18 protein-coding genes are annotated in these 21003 nt (G+C 73.5%); 6 read left to right on the top strand and 12 right to left on the bottom strand.

Features of this window, described 5'->3' with window-relative positions; translation table 11 throughout:
• Positions 1-181: 181 nt before the first annotated feature.
• A complete protein-coding gene (locus tag ACFYNO_RS20475; protein ID WP_388013928.1) occupies positions 182-943 on the top strand; it encodes a class I SAM-dependent methyltransferase in 762 nt (253 codons plus the stop codon).
• A gap of 56 nt (positions 944-999) precedes the next feature.
• Complete coding sequence (locus ACFYNO_RS20470; protein WP_388013925.1) at positions 1000-2883, top strand: SpoIIE family protein phosphatase; 1884 nt, start codon at positions 1000-1002, stop codon at positions 2881-2883.
• 10 nt (positions 2884-2893) lie between these two features.
• Here ACFYNO_RS20470 and ACFYNO_RS20465 read toward each other — a convergent pair whose 3' ends face one another.
• The 5 genes from ACFYNO_RS20465 to ACFYNO_RS20445 all read right to left on the bottom strand — a co-directional run bounded on the left by ACFYNO_RS20465 (position 2894) and on the right by ACFYNO_RS20445 (position 8300).
• Complete coding sequence (locus ACFYNO_RS20465) at positions 2894-3667, bottom strand: SDR family NAD(P)-dependent oxidoreductase (RefSeq protein ID WP_388013922.1); 774 nt, start codon at positions 3665-3667, stop codon at positions 2894-2896.
• Positions 3658-4959, bottom strand: a complete 1302-nt coding sequence (locus ACFYNO_RS20460) for an FAD-dependent oxidoreductase (protein WP_388013917.1) — start codon at positions 4957-4959, stop codon at positions 3658-3660. The genes ACFYNO_RS20465 and ACFYNO_RS20460 overlap by 10 nt, the downstream gene beginning before the upstream one ends.
• An 18-nt stretch (positions 4960-4977) precedes the next feature.
• Complete coding sequence (locus tag ACFYNO_RS20455) at positions 4978-5919, bottom strand: decaprenyl-phosphate phosphoribosyltransferase (RefSeq protein ID WP_388013914.1); 942 nt, start codon at positions 5917-5919, stop codon at positions 4978-4980.
• Entirely contained in the window at positions 5916-7148 is a 1233-nt protein-coding gene (locus tag ACFYNO_RS20450; RefSeq protein WP_388013911.1) for a hypothetical protein, read from the bottom strand. Before ACFYNO_RS20450 ends, ACFYNO_RS20455 begins: the two co-directional genes overlap by 4 nt.
• 189 nt (positions 7149-7337) lie before the next feature.
• On the bottom strand, positions 7338-8300 hold the full coding sequence (locus ACFYNO_RS20445; protein ID WP_388014051.1) for a LysR substrate-binding domain-containing protein: 963 nt from the start codon (positions 8298-8300) through the stop codon (positions 7338-7340).
• A gap of 166 nt (positions 8301-8466) precedes the next feature.
• On the opposite strand from ACFYNO_RS20445, the gene ACFYNO_RS20440 reads away from it, so the two are divergent.
• Both ACFYNO_RS20440 and ACFYNO_RS20435 read left to right on the top strand, forming a co-directional pair.
• Positions 8467-9018 carry a peroxiredoxin gene (locus ACFYNO_RS20440; RefSeq protein ID WP_388013908.1) on the top strand — a complete coding sequence of 184 codons (552 nt, stop codon included), beginning with the start codon at positions 8467-8469 and terminating at the stop codon, positions 9016-9018.
• A gap of 5 nt (positions 9019-9023) precedes the next feature.
• A complete protein-coding gene (locus tag ACFYNO_RS20435; protein WP_388013905.1) occupies positions 9024-9560 on the top strand; it encodes a carboxymuconolactone decarboxylase family protein in 537 nt (178 codons plus the stop codon).
• Positions 9561-9566: 6 nt separating this feature from the next.
• Here the strand turns inward: ACFYNO_RS20435 and ACFYNO_RS20430 are convergent, their stop codons facing one another.
• The 6 genes from ACFYNO_RS20430 to ACFYNO_RS20405 form a co-directional block, all read right to left on the bottom strand.
• Positions 9567-10268: an HNH endonuclease gene (locus ACFYNO_RS20430; RefSeq protein ID WP_388013902.1), complete on the bottom strand. Its 702-nt coding sequence runs from the start codon at positions 10266-10268 to the stop codon at positions 9567-9569.
• 26 nt (positions 10269-10294) lie between these two features.
• Entirely contained in the window at positions 10295-11617 is a 1323-nt protein-coding gene (locus ACFYNO_RS20425; protein ID WP_388013899.1) for an AAA family ATPase, read from the bottom strand.
• A gap of 9 nt (positions 11618-11626) precedes the next feature.
• A complete protein-coding gene (locus ACFYNO_RS20420) occupies positions 11627-13018 on the bottom strand; it encodes an AI-2E family transporter (protein ID WP_388014048.1) in 1392 nt (463 codons plus the stop codon).
• A 181-nt stretch (positions 13019-13199) separates the two neighbouring features.
• A complete protein-coding gene (locus ACFYNO_RS20415) occupies positions 13200-13991 on the bottom strand; it encodes a transglycosylase SLT domain-containing protein (protein WP_388013896.1) in 792 nt (263 codons plus the stop codon).
• Positions 13992-14352: 361 nt separating this feature from the next.
• Positions 14353-15687 carry a PhoH family protein gene (locus tag ACFYNO_RS20410; RefSeq protein WP_388013893.1) on the bottom strand — a complete coding sequence of 445 codons (1335 nt, stop codon included), beginning with the start codon at positions 15685-15687 and terminating at the stop codon, positions 14353-14355.
• 182 nt (positions 15688-15869) lie between these two features.
• Positions 15870-16664, bottom strand: a complete 795-nt coding sequence (locus ACFYNO_RS20405; RefSeq protein ID WP_388013890.1) for an isoprenyl transferase — start codon at positions 16662-16664, stop codon at positions 15870-15872.
• Positions 16665-17074: 410 nt separating this feature from the next.
• On the opposite strand from ACFYNO_RS20405, the gene ACFYNO_RS20400 reads away from it, so the two are divergent.
• Entirely contained in the window at positions 17075-18718 is a 1644-nt protein-coding gene (locus ACFYNO_RS20400; RefSeq protein ID WP_388013887.1) for a chitinase, read from the top strand.
• A 109-nt stretch (positions 18719-18827) separates the two neighbouring features.
• Here ACFYNO_RS20400 and ACFYNO_RS20395 read toward each other — a convergent pair whose 3' ends face one another.
• The gene (locus ACFYNO_RS20395) at positions 18828-19523 is read right to left on the bottom strand and encodes a prepilin peptidase (protein WP_388013884.1); all 696 of its coding nucleotides are present in this window, start codon (positions 19521-19523) and stop codon (positions 18828-18830) included.
• 73 nt (positions 19524-19596) lie between these two features.
• On the opposite strand from ACFYNO_RS20395, the gene ACFYNO_RS20390 reads away from it, so the two are divergent.
• The gene (locus tag ACFYNO_RS20390; RefSeq protein WP_388013881.1) at positions 19597-20811 is read left to right on the top strand and encodes a pyridoxal phosphate-dependent aminotransferase; all 1215 of its coding nucleotides are present in this window, start codon (positions 19597-19599) and stop codon (positions 20809-20811) included.
• Positions 20812-21003 lie beyond the last annotated feature (192 nt).

Below are 21003 nucleotides of genomic sequence, written 5' to 3'. Positions count from 1 at the left end.
CGGCCTCCACTCCACCGTGATCGCGCATATTCTCAGAGGCCAGGTGGCACGTGCGGCTGACCCGTGCCAAGCACAGGCGCCCGGCCATGCCGTGGCGCGACCGGACGGGCCGGCACATGGAGCGGGACGGAGCGGGCGAGGGTCCACAGGCGGTGCAGCGCGGGAAAGGTGCCTCTCAATCGTGACGACGGGACAGATATCGGACCCCGCCCGGGGCGAGCAGGGCGGCGCCCGGGCCGAGGCCGGGTCGGCTCCCGGCCGCCGCCGGACCGCGCGGGCGCTGCAGGCGGTGGCCTTCGACGCGATCGGCGACCGGTACAGCGAGGCCTTCCCGGCCAAGGAGGGCCAGCTGGCCGCCGGCCGCAGACTGCTGGAGGAGCTGGCGCCGGGCTCCCGGGTGCTGGACATCGGCTGCGGCACCGGCGATCCGACGGTCCGCCAGCTCGCCGAGGGCGGGCTCGATGTGACGGCGATCGACCTGAGCGACGCGATGCTCTCGCTGGCCCGGCGCAACCTGCCGCAGGCCGCCGCCTACCACCGGATGGACCTCTACGATCTGGCCACCGTGCGCGCGGGCACCGCCTGGGGACTGCCCGAGCTCGGACCGGCCGGGGCCGGCTGCTTCGACGCCGCCACCGCCTTCTTCTCGCTGATCCTGCTGCCGCAGCACGAGATCCGGGTGGCCCTGGGCCGGATCCGCCGACTGCTGCGCCCCGGCGGCCTGCTGGCCCTGGGCCTGGTCGAGGCCGACCTGGACGACTGCCCGATGGCCTTCCTCGGCCACCCGCTGCGGATCAGCGGCTTCCTCCGCGAGGAGCTGGCCGAGGTGCTGCACCGCAGCGGCTTCACGGTGGAGGAGCTGAACGGCCAGCCCTACGCCCCCGCCTGCACCGCGCTGCCGCCGGAGGAACAGCTCTTCCTGCACTGTCGCCGCAGCGACTGAGCCACCCGCAAGCACCCGTCCCTCGACCAGCCCTCGACCAGTAAGAACAGGCAGCCGTGCGCGACCTTCCCCCTCCCCAGGCCGGCCGCTCCCCCGCCGTGCCGACGCAGCGCCACCCGCCGCCCGGCCCGCAGCAGGACCACGACGAGCAGGGCGACCACGCCCCGGCCGTGCAGCGCCCGCTGAACCTGCGGGTCCGGCAGGCCGTGGAGGAACGACTCGCCTACCTCAACGGCGCCACCCGGCTGATCACCACCAGCCTCGACCCGGTCGCCACGGTGCGCACCCTGACCGGCGTGCTGGTCCCGGAGCTGGCCGACGCCGCCCTGGTGCACCTGCGCAGCTGGGCGCCCGGGGCGACCCGCGGGCGCGATCCCGAGCCGCCGCTGGAGCTGTCGCTGCACCGGGCCGAGGGCACCCGGCTGGGCAACGGGCGGGGCCCGGTGACGGTCCGTCGGGGCGGGCCGCTGGACCGGCTGATCCGCGGCGGGCTGCTGCCCGGCCCGGTGGTGCTGGGCAGCGCCGAGGGCGAGCGGCTGCACCCGGTACTGCTGGAGCTGTACGGGGCCCGGGCGCTGGCCGGGCTGGCCCGCGGCACCGCCCTGCTGGTGCTGCCGCTGCAGGGCCGCACGGCCGCCACCTCGGCCCAGCGCCGCCGCGGCCGCACCGCCCAGCGCGACGACGAGTCGCTGCTCGGCGTGCTGGTCCTGGTCCGCCGGCCACCGCGGCGGAGCAAGGAGCCGGCCCGGTTCGACGCCACCGACACCCGCACCGCCGCCCACCTGGCCACCGTGGCGGGCCTGGCGGTGGACACCGCCTACCGCTACACCCGGGAGTCGGAGATCGCGGACGGCCTGCAGCGCAGCATGCTGCCGACCCACCTGCCGCAGCCGCACGGGGTACGGCTGGCGCACCGCTACCTGCCGGGCGAGAGCGAGTCCCAGGTGGGCGGGGACTGGTACGACGCGATCCCGCTGCCCGGCAACCGGGTGGCCCTGGTGGTCGGCGACGTGATGGGCCATTCGCTGACCTCGGCCGCGGTGATGGGCCAGCTGCGCACCAGCGCGCAGACCCTGGCCGCGCTGGACCTGCCGCCGCACGAGGTGCTCTACCACCTGGACGAGCAGGCGCAGCGGCTGGGCCGCGAGGAGCACCTGGCGACCTGCGTCTTCGCGGTCTACGACCCGATCGCCAACCGGGTCGTGGTGGCCAACGCGGGCCACATGCCGCCGGCCCTGATCCATCCGGACGGCCGGGCCGAGCTGCTGGAGAACCTGCCGGCGGGCGCGCCGATCGGGGTGGGCGGGGTGGACTTCGCCTCCGAGGAGCTGGACGCGCCGCCCGGCTCGGCGCTGCTGCTCTTCACCGACGGGCTGGTGGAGAACCCGCGCCGCCCGATCAGCACGGGGCTGGAGCGGCTGCGGAAACGGCTCTCCAGCACCCACCAGCACTCGCCGGAGCAGATCTGCCAGGAGGCGCTGCGGATCCTGCCGAAGGACGAGCGGGCGGACGACATCGCGCTGCTGGCGGCGGCCTTCGACGGCATCCCGGCGGAGGACGTCGCCTACTGGTACCTGCAGCCGAAGAACGAGACCCCGGGCCGGGCCCGCCGGCTGGCGGGCCACGCGCTGCGCCGCTGGGGCCTGGAGGCGCTGGCGGAGAACACCGAGCTGATGGTCAGTGAGCTGGTGACCAACGCGGTGCAGCACGCCAAGAAGCCGGTGACGCTCCGGCTGGTCCGCACCTCGGTGCTGCGCTGCGAGGTGGGCGACGACAGCCCGGCGCTGCCGCGCCGCCGCAAGGCCGGGCCGCAGGAGGAGCGCGGCCGGGGCCTGGAGCTGGTCGCCAAGTGCGCGGACGGCTGGGGTGCGACCCGGCTGGGCGGCGGCAAGGTGGTCTGGTTCGAGCAGCGGCTGCCGGGGGCGCTGCCCCCGGCCTGACCAGCGGCCGTCAGCGCTCCAGCCGGCGCCAGAGCGGCCTGGGCATCAGCCGCAGCCCGGCCGAGAGCACCGCGAGCTTGCGCGGCACCCAGACCACGGAGGCCCCGGAGCGCACCGCTCCGGCCACCGCGGCGCCGACCTCGGCGGGGGTGGTGGCGGCGGGCGCGGGCGGCATGCCGTCGGTCATCCGCCCGATCACGAAGCCGGGGCGGACCAGCAGCACCCGTACCCCGCTGCCGTGCAGCGAGTCGGCCAGGCCCCGGGCGAAGGCGTCCAGGCCGGCCTTGGCGGCGCCGTAGACGAAGTTGGCCCGGCGCGGCCGGACCGCGGCCACCGAGGAGAGCACCACGATCAGTCCGCGCCGCTGGGCCCGCAGGTGCGGCACGGCGGCCAGCAGGGTGGTGACGTGGCCGGTGAGGTTGGTGTCGATCAGGGTGCCGGCCGCCCGCGGGTCGGCGTCCAGCTCCTGCTGCGGGGTGAGCACCCCGGCGGCGGAGACCACCAGGTCGATCGGCCCTTCGGCGAACAGCCCGTCGATCAGCCGCTGGTGGCTGTCCAGGTCGGTGGCGTCGAACGGCACGGTGCGCACGGTGTAGGGCAGTGCGGCGCCGGTCTCGGCCATCCGGGCCTGGTCGCGGCCGGCCAGGATCACCTCGGAGCCGGCCGGGGCGTCCAGCGCCCGCAGGATCTCGTGGCCGATCTCGCTGGCGCCGCCGAGCAGCAGGATCCGCCCGGTCCGCACCGGTGCCGCCGTGCGCTCGCGGCTCATCGCGTTCAGTGACACAGTCCCAGTCTCCGTCCCAGGTCGGATCGCATCGTTTCATCCGGGTCGAGCCGGGCGCGCGCGGCGCGCCAGTCGGTCAGCGGCCCGTACATCGCCTCGAAGGCGGGCCGGCCCAGCCGGGCGTCCTTGGCCAGGTAGATCCGCCCGCCGGCCTCGGCCACCCGCCGGTCCAGCCGGTCCAGCGCGGCGCGCAGCCCGGGCCCGCCGGCCGGCAGGTCGACGGCGAGCGACCAGCCGGGCAGCGGGAAGGAGAGCGGGCAGCCGCTGCCCGGGCCGAACCGCTTGACGGTGCCGAGGAAGGGCGCGGCCCCGGCCCGCCGCAGCTCGGTCAGCACCTCGGCCAGCACGCCGTGCTGACCGTCCGGCACCGCGAACTGGTACTGCAGGAAGCCGCGCGGCCCGAGCGCCCGGTTCCAGTCCCGGACGGCGTCCAGCCGGTGGAAGAAGGCGCTCAGCGACTGGGTGCCGGTCCGCTCGCGCGGCGCCTTGCGGTACCAGAGGCTGTTGAAGGCGCGGGCGGTGAGCGGGGTGAACGGTCCGACCGGCAGCCGGGGTGCCCGCGGTCCGGGCGCGGGGTCGTAGTCGAGCCCGTCCGGCTCGTCCAGGTGGTCGCCGAGGTCCACGATGCCGCGGCCGAGCGCGGGGCCGGTGGCCGTGGTGTCGATCCAGGCGACGGTGTAGCGGCTGCGGGCGCCGTCGAGCTCGGCGAGCAGCGCGTCCAGGTCGCCGGCCCGGCGGGAGCTGACGGTCAGCCGGGTGCCGCTGATCGGGATCAGCCGGACGGTGGCGGCGAGCACCACGCCGGTCAGGCCCATCCCGCCGACGGTGGCCCGGAACTCCTCCTGCCCGGGCGTCAGGTACCGCAGCCGCCCGGTGCCGTCGAGCAGTTCGACGCTCTCCAGCCAGTGCGCCAGCGAGCCGTCGGTGCGCTGGTTCTTGCCGTGCACGTCGGCGGCGACGGCGCCGCCCAGGGTGAGCCGGGCGGTGCCGGGCAGCACCGGGAGCAGCAGTCCGCGCGGCACGGTGGCGGCCAGGATCTGCCGGAAGGTGGCCGCGCCGGCCGCCCGGACGGTGCCGCCGCCCTCGTCCAGGCGGATGCCGTCGCCGGCGGGGGCCAGCACCAGGCCGCCGGTGTTCTGCGCGGCGTCGCCGTAGCTGCACCCGGCGCCGCGGGCGAGCGCGCCGCGCGCCGGGCGGGCGGCCAGCAGTTCGCCCAGCGCCTCGGGCCCGACCGGCCCGCGCACCTCGGAGCGCGAGCCGGTGCACCGGCCGAAGCCGTCCAGCAGCCTCATCTGATCAGGCCTTCCTCATCAGGTCGTCCCGGCGATGAAGAGCACCAGCCAGAGGAGCTCACAGGCCAGCATCACCCGGTCCCGGGTGATCAGGTCCTCGACCCGCCCGAGCTCGGCCCGCCCGGTCAGCCAGTCGAACCGGAGCAGCGCCCCGGCCAGCGGGATCGCGGTGAGCAGGTGGCAGTCCACCGCCCAGGGCGAGCCGTTGAGCACGGCCCAGCCCAGGTAGGCGCCGATCGTCGCCACGCCGATCCCCCGCTGGGCGGCCCGCAGCCCGGCGGGCGTGTAGTGCCGCAGGCTGGGCCGGTGCGCGGCGGCGGCCGGGCCGAGGCCGGCCAGCTCGGTGTACCGCTTGGCGACCGCGACCAGCAGCGCGCCCAGGCTGCAGACCAGCACGAACCAGCCGGAGGGCGCGACCCGCGCCGCGGCGGCGCCGCCGAGCGCGCGCAGCACGAAGCCGGAGGCGACCATGGTCAGCTCCAGCACCGGCAGGTGCTTGAGGGTGCCGGAGTAGAGGAAGGACATCGCCAGGTAGCCGGCCAGGCAGAAGGAGAGCCCGGCGCTGCCGACCAGCGCGGAGCCGGCCAGCGCCAGCAGCACGCAGCCGGCCGCCACCAGCAGCGCGTGCCGCTCGGCCAGGTCGCCGCAGGCCACCGGGCGACTCCGCTTGGCCGGGTGGCCGCGGTCCCGTTCGGCGTCGACCACGTCGTTGACGAAGTAGACCGCGCAGGAGGCCAGGGTGAAGACCGCGAAGGCGATCAGCGCGGGTTCCAGGCCGACCACCCGGCCGCGGTCGGCGCCGGCCACCGGGGCGGCGAAGACCAGCAGGTTCTTCGGCCACTGCCGGGGCCGCGAGGTGCGCAGCACCGCGCGCGGCCAGCCGATCGTGCGGGCCGTGGAGGCGGTGGCGGGCACCGGCTCCAGCTCGGGGGCCGGCAGTACCGGCGGCCCCGCGGTCATCGGGCGTAGACCGCGGTGAAGTCGCGGCTGGTCGGCTCGAAGTACCGGTCGGCGGGCCGCTCCTGGTCGGGCAGCAGCTTGTTCGGCGCGGGGGCGGCCGGGTCGGCGGTGGGCGCGTAGTAGTTGAAGGACATCCAGGCCGGGTTGATGTCCAGCTGCATCGCGGTGACGCAGCCGGCCTGGTGCAGCAGCTCGGCCAGGGTGCGCACGGAGAGCGCGGGGCCGTAGGCGTAGACCAGCCGGCCGTCGGCGGTGACGCCGGCGCCGGAGCGCCAGACGAAGAACTTGCCGCCGATGGTCAGGCCCCAGCCGCTCTCGATCGCCTCGTCCACGTCGCCGGCCACCTGGCCGCCGGTGATGATCGGGCGCAGGTTCTGCCGGACGCCGACCACGTCGGGGGTCAGCTGGACGTCGCCGCCCCAGGTGCCGACGGTGGTGTGGCCGTCCTTGTAGAAGACCAGCGAGGCCGCGCCCTGGGCCAGCGTGCCGTGGGTGACGCCGTTGAGGTAGAAGCCGCCGCGGGCCTCGCCGACCTTGAAGCCGCCGTTGAAGCTGGCCAGCAGGCCGGCCCGGGCGTCGGCGGGGATGTTCGGCGGCACGCCCCAGTTGTCCGGGCCCGGGTCGTCGGTGCCGGGGTGCAGCTGGAACCGGACCAGCCGCTGGTCCATCGAGACCACGGCGGCCACGTAGGAGGTGTGCTCGTTGTCGGGGCGCAGCATCGCGGCCTGCACGGCCGGCACGCCCTGGGCGGTGCCGATCACCTTCCAGGCGCCCTCGCCGGGCAGCGGGTCGCCGGCCGGGGAGGTCAGCGGGGCGAGCTGGATCGGGCTGGTGGTCGGGCCCTGGGCGTGCTTGCCCTCGGCGGCCTGGGCGGCGCCGGAGACGGCCTGGGCCGGGGTGGGGCCGGCCGGGCCGAGCGCGATGGTGGGGCGGCCGCCGACCTTGGGCGGGTTCATCTTGTACTGGGCCGTCTCCAGTCCGGTGACCAGCGGGCCGAGGTGGTGGTCGCGGGCCCACTCGGCGACCCGGGCGAGGTTGCTGTCGTTGCCCGGGGCGAGCAGCGCGCCGCCGAGCGACCAGCTGAACCAGGTCAGGAAGACGGCGAAGAGCGCCAGCACCACCTTGACCGGGCGGCGGCGCCAGAGCCGGCGCAGCAGGCCGGGACGCCGCTCCGGGGGCGGTGGGGTGGTCTCGTCCGGTTCGACTTCGGTTTCGGTCTGCGCTCCCACGCCGCTGTCTCCCTCGCACTGCCGGAACTCCGATTCGGATCCAGCTCACCCCCGGGGTGGGGAGTCGGCGAGGCGACCGGGAAGTCGGTCGACCAGGGCTTGACGGACGGGAAAGGCAGGCACCTAAGTAGGATTGACTGATCGTCAGATGACGACACGACGGTGCAGAGTCACCCATACGGGGGCCTGCTAGTGGCTGACGATCCGCACCGGCAGGTCCCGCAGCACGGTCCGCAGCGAGTCCGCGAAGCGGTCGTACTCCGCCGAACGGGCCGAACCCGGGCGGGCCGCCAGCCCGATCCGCCGGCCCGGCGCGGGCTCGGCGAACCGCACCGCGGCCAGCCGGTCGGCCCGGCCGGCCTCCACCGCCAGCGCGGTGGCGGGCAGCAGGGTCACCCCGAGCCCGCCGGCCACCAGCTGCACCAGGGTGGAGAGGCCCGCCGCCCGGGTGGAGCTGCCGGAGAAGTCGGCGCCCACCTCCCGGCAGAGGTCCAGCGCCTGGTCGCGCAGGCAGTGCCCCTCCTCCAGCAGCAGCACGTCCAGGTCGAGCAGGGCGTCCCGGGGCAGGTCGGTCCGCCCGGCCAGCTCGTGCTCGGGCGGCGTGACCAGCACGAAGTCCTCGTCGAAGAGCGGGATCTCCCGGGTCGGCACCGAGCCGCCGGCCGGCAGCGCCAGCAGCAGCAGGTCCAGCCGCCCGGCGGCCAGCCCCTCCAGCAGCGAGCTGGTGCGCTCCTCGTGCACGTGCAGGTCGAGGTCGGGGTAGCTCTCCCGGACCAGCCGCAGCACGGTCGGCAGCAGGTAGGGCGCGACGGTGGGGATCACCCCCAGGTGCAGCGGGCCGGTGAACGGGCGCCGGGAGGCCTCCACCTCCTCGGTCAGGCTGTGCAGGGCGGCCAGCGCCCGGCGCGCGTGCACGGCCACCCGCTCCCCCAGTGGGGTGATGATGACCTTCCGTGTCGTACGCTCCACCAACTGCGCGCCGATCGCCTCCTCCAGCGCGGCCAGCGCGCCGGACAGGGCCGGCTGGCTGGTGCCGATGGCGGCCGCGGCCTCCCGGAAGTGCAGGTGCTCGGCGACGGCGAGGAAGGCGCGCAGCTGGGCGACGCTGGGAGTGCGGGGCTTGCTGTGGCCGGCGGGGTGCGGGGTATTGATAGCTCTCTCCGATCAGATGGATCGAGTCTAGCTATTTCCCTGATCAGTTGCCGCCATGCCAGGGTGGATCACGCCTGGAACCGTCGAACCATAGGCGTTCCGGGACCAGAAACCTGTAAACCCAGGCATCTATCTGAAGCCCGCTGACGCCCCAGGAGACGAGACCATGCTCACGATCGGTGACAAGTTCCCCGAGTTCGACCTCAAGGCCTGTGTCGACCTGGAGGCCTCGAAGGCCTTCGCCGACATCAACCACAAGACCTACGAGGGCAAGTGGAAGATCGTCTTCTTCTGGCCCATGGACTTCACCTTCGTCTGCCCGACCGAGATCGCCGCGTTCGGCAAGCTGAACGAGGAGTTCGCCGACCGCGACGCCCAGATCCTCGGCGTCTCCGGCGACTCGGAGTTCGTCCACCACGCCTGGCGCAAGGACCACGCCGACCTGCGTGACCTGCCCTTCCCGATGCTGGCCGACATCAAGCACGAGCTGATGCGCGCCTGCGGCGTCGAGGGCGCCGACGGCACCGCCCAGCGCGCCGTCTTCATCGTGGACCCGAACAACGAGATCCAGTTCGTCATGGTGACCGCCGGCTCGGTCGGCCGTAACCCCAAGGAGGTCCTGCGGGTGCTGGACGCCCTGCAGACCGACGAGCTGTGCCCGTGCAACTGGAACAAGGGCGAGGACACCCTCGACGCCGCCGCCCTGCTGGCCGGCTGAGCCCGATGGCCCTCGACGACCTGAAGTCCCGGCTGCCCGAGTACGCCAAGGACCTGAAGCTCAACCTCTCCGCGGTGATCGGCAACTCCGACCTGCCGCAGCAGCAGCTCTGGGGCACCGTGCTCTCCTGCGCGATGGCCACCGGCAGCAAGCCGGTGCTGGCCGAGCTGGAGCCGCAGGCCCGCGAACTGCTCTCCGAGGAGGCGTACACCGCCGCCAAGGCCGCTGCCGCGATCATGGCGATGAACAACGTCTACTACCGCACCACGCACCTCCTCTCGGACCACGAGGAGTACGCGAAGCTGCGGACCGGGCTGCGGATGAACGTCATCGGCAACCCGGGCGTGGAGAAGGTCGACTTCGAGTTCTGGTGCTTCGCGGTCTCCGCGATCAACGGCTGCGGCCAGTGCCTGGACTCGCACGAGCAGGTGCTGCGCAAGGCCGGCGTGGACCGCGAGACGGTCCAGGTCGCCATCCGGATCGCCGCCGTGGTGCAGGCCGTCGCGTCCGTGCTGGACGCCGAGGCCGCGCTCGCCTCCTGAGCCGCCTCAGCGGTTGACGGGGCCCCACTTCACCGAGTGGGGCCCCGTCAGCGCGTCCAGGCCCGCCACCGTCTCGGCGCCGAAGACCAGCGCCGCCCGCGGCGCGGTGCGCAGCCGCAGCATCTCGTAGAGCACGTCGGCGAACGGCTGCACGGCCAGCGCCTGTGCCACCTCGCGGGCCTCGGCCGCCTCCCGCTCCGCGGTCAGCCGGGCCAGGTCGCGCAGCATCGAGCGGCAGCGCACGTAGGCGTGCGCCCGGCCGCGCTCCAGCACCGGGCGGTCCAGGCCGAAGACCCGCACCGTCTCCCGCCCCTTCGGGGTGCGCGGCCGGTAGGCGCCGGTGGCCAGCACCAGCTGCAGGTGCTCGGCCGGCTCGTCGGTGGTCGGGTCGATCAGCAGCGCCTGCCCCTGCCGGTCCACCGGGTAGAGGTCGCGCTTCTGGTTGCTGTTGCAGAAGGCGCAGGCCCACAGGTGGTTGAGCCAGTCGAAGGCGCGCTGCGGGGCCAGCGCGATCGGCTGGAAGTGGTCGATGCTGGTGCCCTCGCTGTCCCCGCAGTACATGCACCGGGACAGGCCGGCCGACATCGCGATCAGGTGCACCGCCAGGTCGCGGCGGATCGTCCTGGCGTCCCGCCAGGACTCCCGGGCGCCCCCCCGGTGGGTGCCGATCCGCCCGGACCGGGCCGCCATCCGCTCGGTCAGCTCCACGGGTAACGGCGCCCGCTGCAGCGGGATCACCGCGGGCGCCCGAGCCGCGCCGACACCTCGTCCACCCGGGCCGAGAGCGAGCTCATCAGCGTGTCGGTCAGCTCCTGGTACTCGGCCAGCTCCGCGTCGTCCGCGTCGCCCGCCAGCACCCGGCCCTCCAGGTCGCCGATCCGGCGCCGGGCGTCCTCGGCCCGGGCCGAGTAGGGCGACTCCAGGCCGAACAGGTCGGAGAGCACCGCGTCGTCCCCGCTGCCGTAGACCACCCGGCGGTACAGCGCCTCGCCGACCGGCTGCGGCGGCTCGTCCTCCTCCGGCCCGGCTATCCGGATCAGCCCGCCGGGCGCGGCGGCCTGGCAGATGTACGGGCTGTGGGTGGAGACGATGAACTGCACCCGGGGGAAGTGCGCCGTCAGCCAGGGGCCGATCCGCTGCTGCCAGCTGACGTGCAGGTGGGCGTCCACCTCGTCGATCAGCACCACGCCGGGCAGCGTGACCGCCCCGGACTCGTCCTGCTCCAGCCGGCCGTAGCAGCTCTGGAACTGCCGGACCAGGTCCAGCACCAGCGCGGCCACCGTGCGGTAGCCGTCGCTCAGCTCGCGCAGCGGGAACTCGGGGCCGCCGCCGCGGTCCACCCAGAGCCCGTCGGAGTCCACCCGGGCCACCCGGAACCCGTCCGGCAGCAGGCCGTCGGAGAGCAGGTGGCCGACCACGTCCAGCGCCTCCTGGGCGCCGGGCCGGCCCTCCAGCCGCCGCACGTGCTGGTCGATCAGCCAGGAGACGCCCTCGGCGAGCGAGGCCTCCTCGTGGAACAGGGTGGCCAGCCGGCCGACCGGGCCGGCCGAGAGCATCAGCCGCTGGGTCTCCCCCGCGCCGCCGAACAGCCGGCGGAACGGGCCGTAGCCGGCGAAGAACCAGCCGCGCGGGTTCTCCGCCCAGGGGCCGCGCTCCGGGCTGGCCGAGCCGAACGCCTCCAGCTCGGGCCGCGGACCGCGGACCACCGGGGTGCCCGGCGCCTGCGGCAGGGTCCAGCGCAGGCCCAGCTGCAGGTCGTACTTGGGCGCCTTGCCGCTGCCGGAGAGCCTGTCCACCGACCAGTCCGGGCGGACGAAGGCCTGCACCCAGCCGGTCCGCTCACCCGCCGTCAGCCAGCCGGAGAAGTCGCTGACCAGGCTGCGGGCCACCGACGGGCCGCCCAGCGCCAGCGCCAGCGCGCGCAGCAGGGTGGTCTTGCCCGCGCCGTTGCGCCCGGCGAGCACCGTCCAGCCCGCCGCCGGCAGCTCCAGCTGCCGCACCTCCCGGACCGGGGTGAAGCCCCGCAGGCCCGAGATGCCCAGCCTGGTCACATACATGACGGCAGTTTAGGTCGCGAGGGGGACTTCCCGGGAGGGGTCGGCGTCGGCGGACTCCTGTGCCGGATGGGGCACCGGCTCCTGCCGGGCCTCGGCCGCGTCCTGGGCCGTCTCCAGGGCCACGAAGACCTCGTCGGCGGCCGCGTTGCGCCGCCGCAGGTGGCCGACCACGGTGTTGATCACGGCGATCAGCGGCACCGCGACCACCGCGCCGCCGATCCCGCCGATGATCGAGCCGGAGGCCACCCCGAGCACCACCGCCAGCGGGTGCACCCGGACCGCCCGCCCGAGGATCAGCGGCTGCAGCAGGTGGCCCTCGATCTGCATCACGGCGACCAGCACCACCAGCACCAGGCCGGCCGTCGGCACTCCCTGGGTGACCAGCGCGACCAGCACCGCCAGGGTGCCGGTGACCAGGGCGCCGACCAGCGGGACGAAGGCGCCCAGGAAGATGATCACGGCCAGCGGCACGGCCAGCGGCACGCCCAGCAGGTCGATGCCGATGCCGATGCAGAGCGCGTCGATGAAGGCCACCGCGACGGTGCCGCGGACGTAGGCGGTCAGCGTGGCCCAGGCCTTGGGGCCGGCCCCCGCCATCGCGTACCGGGACTGCTGCGGCAGTCCGCGCAGCACCCAACTCCAGATCCGGGCCCCGTCGTAGAGCAGGAAGTAGGTGGTGAAGGCGGCCAGCAGGGTCCCGGTGACCAGGTCGATCACGATGCCCACGGTGCTGAAGCCGAGCGAGGTGATCTGGTTGGTGTTGCTGCCGATGGCGCTCTGCACCTGGGTGGTGAAGTCCTGCAGCTGCTGGTGCGTCAGGTGGAACGGGCCCTTGACCAGCCAGTCGTGCAGCTGCCCGACACCCTTCTGGGCCTTGCTGGAGACGTCGTCGATGTTGCTGGTGACCTGCCAGACCACGAACCAGCCGACCAGCCCGATGCTGACCAGACCGGCCAGGAAGGTGCCGAGCGCGGCCAGCGACCGCGGCACCCCGTGCCGGCGCAGCCAGGAGACGGTGGGTTCGAGCAGCGCGGAGACCAGCACGCCGGCCAACACCGCGAAGGCCACCACCCGCAGCATGTCGACCACTTGGAAGACCACGTAGAGCGCGAAGCCGAGCACCACCAGCCGCCAGGTGGACTCCGCCGCCACCCGCAGGCCCCAGGGCACCGCCTCGGCCGGAGTGGCCGGGCGGGTCGGGTGGGGGTTGCGCGGGCGCTCGCGGATCGGCACCGGGGCCGGCTCGGGCACCGCCGCGGCCGCGGCCCGCCGCGGCGCGCGCGGCGAGGCGGACGGCTCGTGCACCGGCGGCAGCTCGTCCTGATCGGCCATGCTCGCCTCGGCCGCCCGCTTGGCCAGTGCCCCGGCCGCCCTGCCAGCCCAGCCGGCGACCGAGGACAGTACCCGGTCGCGCCGCTCGCCCCGTGCCATCTGCGTTCCGTCCCTCCGGTCGGCCGCACGTCAGGCACGGCGCTGCGGGAGTCACGCTACCCGCTGGACTCACCCGGATGGAGCATTGGGGCCGCAAACCGCCGAAGCCCCCGGCCGGAACGGCCGGGGGCGAGCGGAATTCGAGGACGACTCAGTACCAGCTGTGGGCCTGCCAGAACGACCAGGCGCCGCACGGGCTGCCGTAGCGGTCGTTCATGTAGCCCAGGCCCCACTTGATCTGGGTCGCGGGGTTGGTGCGCCAGTCGGAACCGGCCGAGGCCATCTTGGAGCCGGGCAGCGCCTGCACCAGGCCGTAGGCACCGGACGGGTTCATCGCCTGGTAGTTCCAGCCGCTCTCGCGCGACACGATGTTGCTGAAGCACTGGAACTGGGTGCTGTCGCCGATGATGCTCTGGGCGATCGCCTGGGCCGAACCGGGGCTGACCGAGACCGGCGTCGAGCTCGAGGACGACGAGGAGTCCGAGCTCGACGAGTTGGTGACGGCGAGCTGGGAACGGGCCTTGGCCCGGTTCGCGGCGGCCTGGGCGGCATCCGCGGCGGCCTTGGCCTTGGCGGCGGCATCGGCGGCGGCCTTGTCCGCGTCGGCCTTGGCCTGCGCGTCGGCGGCGGCCTTGACCCGAGCGGCCTCGGCAGCGGCCTTCTGCGCCGCGGCGGCGGCCTGCTGCTGCTGCGCGGTGGCCTGCTGGGCGATGTTGTCGCTGATGGCCTGCGCGTCGGAGGAGCCGGGGACGTCGGCGAGCAGCGTGGCGCCCGCGATGTCCGCAACCTGGGACGGCTTGGCCTCGCTGCCCGAGGCCATCCCGACCACGGCACCGACAGCGGTGACCGCGGTGGCGGAGGCCACGGCAACTCCCCGGACCGAGATCCGAGTCACATGGTTTCCTTCCAGCGTCGCCCCCGCGTGACCGTGAGGACGCAACATGCCCCTGGTCACTGTCCTCCGCCTGCTGTTGGTCACGGGAGGTACGGGCCCGGCGTCCGCCCCGGAGACCGGGACGGGCGTGGAGATCGGGCGGCGTACGGACCGGCCATATTCAGTTGACGCTTAACCAGCGGGCCGTACGCGGGGCCTGACAGAAACCACACCATGCCGAACGGGGACGCGGGTGCGCAAGTCCCGGTTGCGTGGCGAAGCTCACATGACGCCCTGAAAGGTGAATGGCCGGTTCACCGGACGGCCACCGGTCGGATGTGCTGACGATCCGCCCGGACCGGGTCAAAGCCCCGGTCCGGGCGGATCGTTCGCCGACGTGCCGCGCCGGGCGAGGCCCGGGCCGGGCCCGTCAGGGCTGGATGTCCTCCAGCATCTCGGTCACCAGAGCGGCGATCGGGGAGCGCTCGGAGCGTGTGAGGGTGATGTGTGCGAAGAGCGGATGCCCCTTCAGCTTCTCCACCACCGCCACCACACCGTCATAGCGGCCCACCCGCAGGTTGTCCCGCTGCGCCACGTCGTGGGTCAGCACCACCCGGGAGCCCTGGCCGATCCGCGAGAGCACCGTCAGCAGCACGTTGCGCTCCAGCGACTGGGCCTCGTCCACGATCACGAAGGCGTCGTGCAGCGAGCGGCCCCGGATGTGGGTCAGCGGCAGCACCTCCAGCATCCCGCGGGAGATCACCTCCTCGATCACCGCGGGCGTGGTGACCGCCCCGAGGGTGTCGAAGACCGCCTGGGACCACGGGCTCATCTTCTCCGACTCGCTGCCGGGCAGGTAGCCCAGATCCTGGCCGCCGACCGCGTAGAGCGGGCGGAAGACCATCACCTTGCGGTGCTGGCGGCGCTCCAGCACCGCCTCCAGGCCCGCGCAGAGCGCCAGCGCCGACTTGCCGGTGCCGGCCCGGCCGCCCAGCGAGACGATCCCCACCTCGGGGTCGAGCAGCAGGTCCAGCGCCACCCGCTGCTCCGCGCTGCGCCCGCGCAGGCCGAAGGCCTCGCGGTCGCCGCGGACCAGCTTGACCCGGCCGTCCACGGTGACCCGGCCGAGCGCCCGTCCGCGCTCCGAGCCGAGCACCAGCCCGGTGTGCACGGGCAGCTCCTCGGCACCGTCCACCGCGAGGGCGGTGTCGTGCGGCGCGCCGAACAGTTCGTCCACCTGGTCGGCCGGGACGGACAGTTCGGACATTCCGGTCCAGCCGGAGGTGATCGCCAGCTCCGCCCGGTACTCCTCCGCGAGCAGGCCGACCGCGCTGGCCTTGATCCGCATCGGCAGGTCCTTGGAGACGACGGTGACGTCGTACCCCTCCGCCTGCAGGTTGCGGGCCACCGCGAGGATCCGGGTGTCCGCCTCGCCACCGCCGATCCGGTAGCCCGCCGGCAGCACCGAGGGGTCGGAGTGGTTCAGCTCGACCCGGATCGAGCCGCCGATCTCCCCGACCGGGATGGGCTCGTCCAGCCGCCCGTGGCGGATCCGGAAGTCGTCGAGCAGGCGCAGGGCCTGGCGGGCGAAGTAGCCCAGCTCGGGATGGTGGCGCTTGGCCTCCAGCTCCGTGACCACGACCACCGGGAGCACCACCTCGTGCTCTTCGAACCGGGTCATGGCGAGCGGATCCGCCAGGAGCACGCTGGTGTCGAGGACGTACGTGCGCCGGTCTGGTGTCCGGCGGCTCTTGGTACTGACCACTAGGCCTCCAGGGCGGGTGACCCTGCGTCACCCGCGGCTCACCGGCCCCCGTGCCCCTGTTGGTCAGGGTGCCGGTCTGGCAGTTATATGCCCTGACGAGGCGTCGGACATGCCCCGCAAAGCCAAGACGTTGATCAGTGCACGTGAATTCTTGGTGAGCCGCGCCGGGCGTGCGTCCGAGGTCAGCCGCCGTAACGGCGGTGTCGCTGTTCGTACGCGCGCAGGGCGCGCAGGAAGTCGACCTTGCGGAAGGCCGGCCAGTAGGCCTCGCAGAAGTAGAACTCGCTGTGCGCGCTCTGCCAGAGCAGGAAGCCGCTCAGCCGCTGCTCCCCGGAGGTCCGGATCACCAGGTCGGGGTCGGGCTGGCCCTTGGTGTAGAGGCGCTCGGCGATGTGCTCGACGTCCAGGATCTCCACCAGCTCCTCGATCGAGGTGCCGCGGTCGGCGTGCTCCTGCAGCAGCGAGCGGACGGCGTCGGCGATCTCGTGCCGGCCGCCGTAGCCGACCGCCACGTTGACCGTGATGCCCTCCAGGTGGGCGGTGGCCTCGGCGGCCTCCTTGAGGATCCGGGCGGTGTTGCCCGGCAGCAGATCCAGGGTGCCGATCGGGTTGACCTTGTAACGGCGCGCTGCGGCCAGGCCGGTCACCGCGTCCTCGATGATCCCGAGCAGCGGGACCAGCTCCTCGGCGGGGCGGGAGAGGTTGTCGGTGGAGAGCATCCAGAGGGTGACGACCTCGATGTTGGTCTCGTCGCACCAGCCCAGGAACTCGGTGATCTTGTCGGCGCCGCGCTGGTGGCCGTAGGCGGTGGTGCCGCCGGCCGCCTTGGCCCAGCGGCGGTTGCCGTCCATGATCACGCCGACGTGGTGCGGGGTCCGGCCGAGGTGCACCTCGACCCGCTGGCCGTAGAGGCGGTACATGCCGCCGAGCACCGTGCGCAGCCCCGGTGTGCGCTCGACGAGATCGCGCAGGCCCATCACTATCTCAGCCCCTCCGGCTCTGACCCCCTTGGTCCCCCAGCCCTGGCTGCCACGGGTCCCGGGGCAGCGTACTCCGGCACCCCCGGGAGCCGGAAAGCCGCAGGTCGCACCGGGGTCCGGCGGATCGCCGGAAGGGCTCCGGAAGGCGCTCTCGAAACGGCATCGGCACGGACACGAAGAGGTCTCCGGATTCTTAAAGAATGCGTAAGCAACCGGCGAATGCTTGACGCATGCCAATGGTCTAGTCCAGCTTGTTCGACAAGCAGTTGCGGGTTCAACCGGAGAGTCCGACCGGGGCCCGAACTCACTGCGGGCAGTTGCGTTTCCTCAGGTACGTCCCTCCCCCACACGGGGCCGCCGCGACCCCCACCGCGGCGGCTCCTCTCCTCCTCTCAGGAGAGCACCACATGACCCGTACGGTCTCGTCCTCGCACCGCCGCCCCCGCCGCGCGCTCCCCGCGCTGGCCGCCGGCACCACCGCCCTCGCCCTGGCCGGCACCGGCCTCGCGCTCTTCGCCGGCGGCGCCAGCGCCGCGGTCGGCAACCTGGTCAGCAACGGCGGCTTCGAGAGCGGCCTGAGCGGCTGGACCTGCTCGGGCACCGCCTCCGCGGTCTCCTCCCCGGTGCACGGCGGCACCGGCGCGCTGCAGGCCGCGCCCAGCGCCGGGGACACCGCGCAGTGCACCCAGACCATTCCGGTGCAGCCCAACTCCAGCTACACGCTGGCTGGTTGGGTGCAGGGACCGTACGTCTACCTGGGTGCCACCGGCACCGGCGGCACCGACCCGAGCACCTGGTCCAACCAGACCTCCTGGAACCAGCTCTCCACCAGCTTCACCACCGGGGCGAGCACCACCAGCGTCACCATCTACCTGCACGGCTGGTACGGGCAGGGCGCCTACACCGCGGACGACATCACCCTGACCGGCCCGGCCGGCAGCTCGACCCCGACCCCGACGCCCACGCCGACCCCCTCGGCCTCGGCCTCGGCCTCGGCCTCGCCTTCGCAGAGCGCCACGCCGACCCCCACGCCGACGCCGACGCCGACCAAGAGCGCCACCCCGACCCCGACCCCGACGCCCACGCAGAGCGCCACCCCCACGCCGACCCCCACCCCCACCGCCACCCCGACCGGCGGCACCGGTGGCGGCGGCAGCCTGCCGAAGCACCTGATCACCGGCTACTACCAGGACTTCGACAACGGCGCGACGGACCAGAAGATCTCCGACGTCCAGTCGAACTACGACATCATCGCGGTCTCCTTCGCCAACGCCACCACCACGCCGGGCGCGATCGACTTCTCCATCGACCCGACCCTGGCGAAGAACCTGGGCGGTTACACCGACGCCCAGTTCAAGGCGGACATCGCCGCCAAGCACGCGGCCGGCAAGAAGGTCATCATCTCGGTCGGCGGCCAGAACGGCGCCATCACGGTCGGCGACTCGGCCTCGGCCGCCAACTTCGCCAACAGCGCCTACTCGATCATCCAGAACTACGGTTTCGACGGCGTCGACATCGACCTGGAGAACGGCATCAACGCGACCTACATGTCGCAGGCGCTGCACACCCTCGCCACCAAGGTCGGCAGCGGCTTCGTGCTCACCATGGCCCCGCAGACCATGGACATGTACACCACGACGGCCGGCTACTACCAGCTCGCGCTGAACACCAAGGACATCCTCACCGTCGTCAACACCCAGTTCTACAACTCGGGTTCGATGCCCGGCTGTGACGGCAAGAACTACAACCAGGGCACCGAGGACTTCATCACCTCCCAGGTCTGCTCCTACGTCCAGGGCGGCCTGAACCCGGCCCAGATCGGCATCGGCGTCCCGGCCTCCAGCTCCGCGGCGGGCGGCGGCTACGTCAACTCCACCGTCGTCGACAACGCCCTGGACTGCCTGGCCACCGGCACCAACTGCGGCACCTTCGTCCCGCCGGCCAAGTGGCCGACCATCCGCGGTGCGATGGCCTGGTCCACCAACTGGGACGCCAAGAACGGCAACGACTTCTCCACCAACGTCGGCAACCACGCCCACGGCATGCAGTAACCACCCCCTGAGCCGCACCTCCGGGGTGCGCCCGGCCTCTTGAGGGAGGGGCCCGCCACACCCCCGCGGGGCCCGCCACACCGAGCAGGTGCGGCGGGCCCCGCGCCGTTCACCCCGCCGCCAGGACCCCGACCAGCGCGCCCAGCAGCATGCACGGGCCGAACGGCAGGGGGTCCTTGGCCTTGGCGCGGCCGGTGAGGAGGAGGACGGTGCCCCAGGCGGCGGCGAGCAGGAAGCCGGCGACGGTGCCCTGGAGGAGCGGCCGCCAGCCGTACCAGGCGAGCAGGGCGCCGAGGGTGGGGGCGAGTTTGACGTCGCCCCAGCCGAGCGGGCCGAGCAGCGAGAGCAGTCCATAGAAGAGGAGCAGGGCCAGCGCGCCGAGCAGGCAGCGGGTGAGGGTGCCGGCGCGGTGGTCCAGCAGGGCGGCGAGGGCCAGCAGGACGGCAGTGCCGCCGGCCAGTGGCAGAGTGAGGGCGTCCGGCAGCCGGTGCACCGCGCCGTCGACGAAGGCGAGCAGCACGCCGAGGAGCGCCACCCAGACCAGGGCCGGCCCGATCGGCCAGCAGACGGCCGCGCCGACCGCCGCGCCGGTGGCCGCCGCGACCAGCTCCACGCCCAGCGGGGCCGGCCCGAAGGCCGCCGCGCATCCCGGGCAGCGACCGGTCGGCGGCAGCCAGACCGGCGGGCGCCCGCAGGCGCAGTTCCGCGGCGCCTCGCCCCGGGGCACGGACAGCCGCGCGGCCGTTCCCCTCAGCACCGGTGCCGCCGCCAACCCGCCCAGCGCTGCCACGCTCTCCGCGATCACGCCCACCCCTTTACCCCCGGCCCGTGAGACGGAACACACGCGTCGCGGGCCCGCCGACCCGTACAGTTTGCCCATGCAGGTCACCCAGTCCAGCAAGCTCGCCAATGTCTGCTACGACATCCGCGGCCCGGTGCTCGACGAGGCGATGCGCCTGGAGGACCAGGGGCACCGCATCCTCAAGCTGAACACCGGCAATCCGGCGGCCTTCGGCTTCGAGGCCCCGCCGGAGATCCTGCAGGACATCCTGCGCAACCTCGCCAACGCCCACGGCTACGGCGACTCCAAGGGCCTGCTCTCGGCCCGCCGCGCCGTGGTGATGCAGTACGAGGAGCGCGGCCTGCACGGCCTCACGGTGGACGACGTCTTCCTCGGCAACGGCGTCTCGGAGCTGATCCAGCTGGCCATGACGGCGCTGCTGGACGACGGCGACGAGGTGCTGGTGCCCGCCCCCGACTACCCGCTGTGGACCGCCTCGGTCAGCCTGGCCGGCGGCACCGCCGTGCACTACCGCTGCGACGAGCAGTCCGAGTGGTACCCGGACCTGGCCGACATCGAGGCCAAGGTGACCGACCGGACCCGGGCGATCGTGGTGATCAACCCCAACAACCCGACCGGCGCGGTCTACCCCCGCGAGGTGCTGGAGGGGATCGTGGAGATCGCCCGCCGCAACAGGCTGGTGGTCTACGCGGACGAGATCTACGACAAGATCCTCTACGACGACGCCGAGCACGTGCCGCTGGCCACCCTGGCCCCCGACCTGTTCTGCGTCACCTTCAACGGCATGTCCAAGGCCTACCGGGTGGCCGGCTTCCGCTCCGGCTGGATGGTGCTCTCCGGCGACCGGCACCGGGCCCGCAGCTACATCGAGGGCCTGAACGTGCTGGCCTCGATGCGGCTGTGCGCCAACATGCCGGCCCAGCACGCGGTGGCCGCGGCGCTCGGCGGCCGGCAGTCGATCAAGGACCTGATCCTGCCGGGCGGCCGGCTGCTGGAGTCCCGGGACGCCGCCCACCGGCTGCTCAACGAGATCCCCGGGGTCAGCTGCGTGAAGCCGAAGGGCGCGCTCTACGCCTTCCCGCGGATAGACCCCGCGGTCTACAAGATCAAGGACGACGCCCAGATGGTGCTGGACCTGCTGCGCTCGCAGCGGATCCTGATCGTCCAGGGCACCGGCTTCAACTGGCCGGAGCCGGACCACTTCCGGCTGGTCACGCTGCCGCGCCCGGAGGAGATCGAGGACGCGGTGACCCGGATCGGCGACTTCCTCGCCGGGTACGTCCAGGTCTGATCCACGGCTCTCCTCGCTGCTGCCGGCTGCTGCTGGCTGCTGGCTGCTGGCTGCGCCGAAACTCCGACGGCCGCGGTCCACAGCGCGGCGGTCCCTGTGATCCTGGTCGGGGAGGGACCGCCGCACCGAGGGCCGCGGCCGTCGGCGCTGACTCGGTGAGGGTGTGCCGAGTCGGCTATTCAGCAGGTTTCG

Source organism: Kitasatospora sp. NPDC006697 (genome assembly GCF_042869935.1).
GTDB lineage: Bacteria > Actinomycetota > Actinomycetes > Streptomycetales > Streptomycetaceae > Kitasatospora.
Note: the sequence above shows the minus strand (reverse complement) of the source record. Positions and strands in the feature narration are given on the sequence as shown.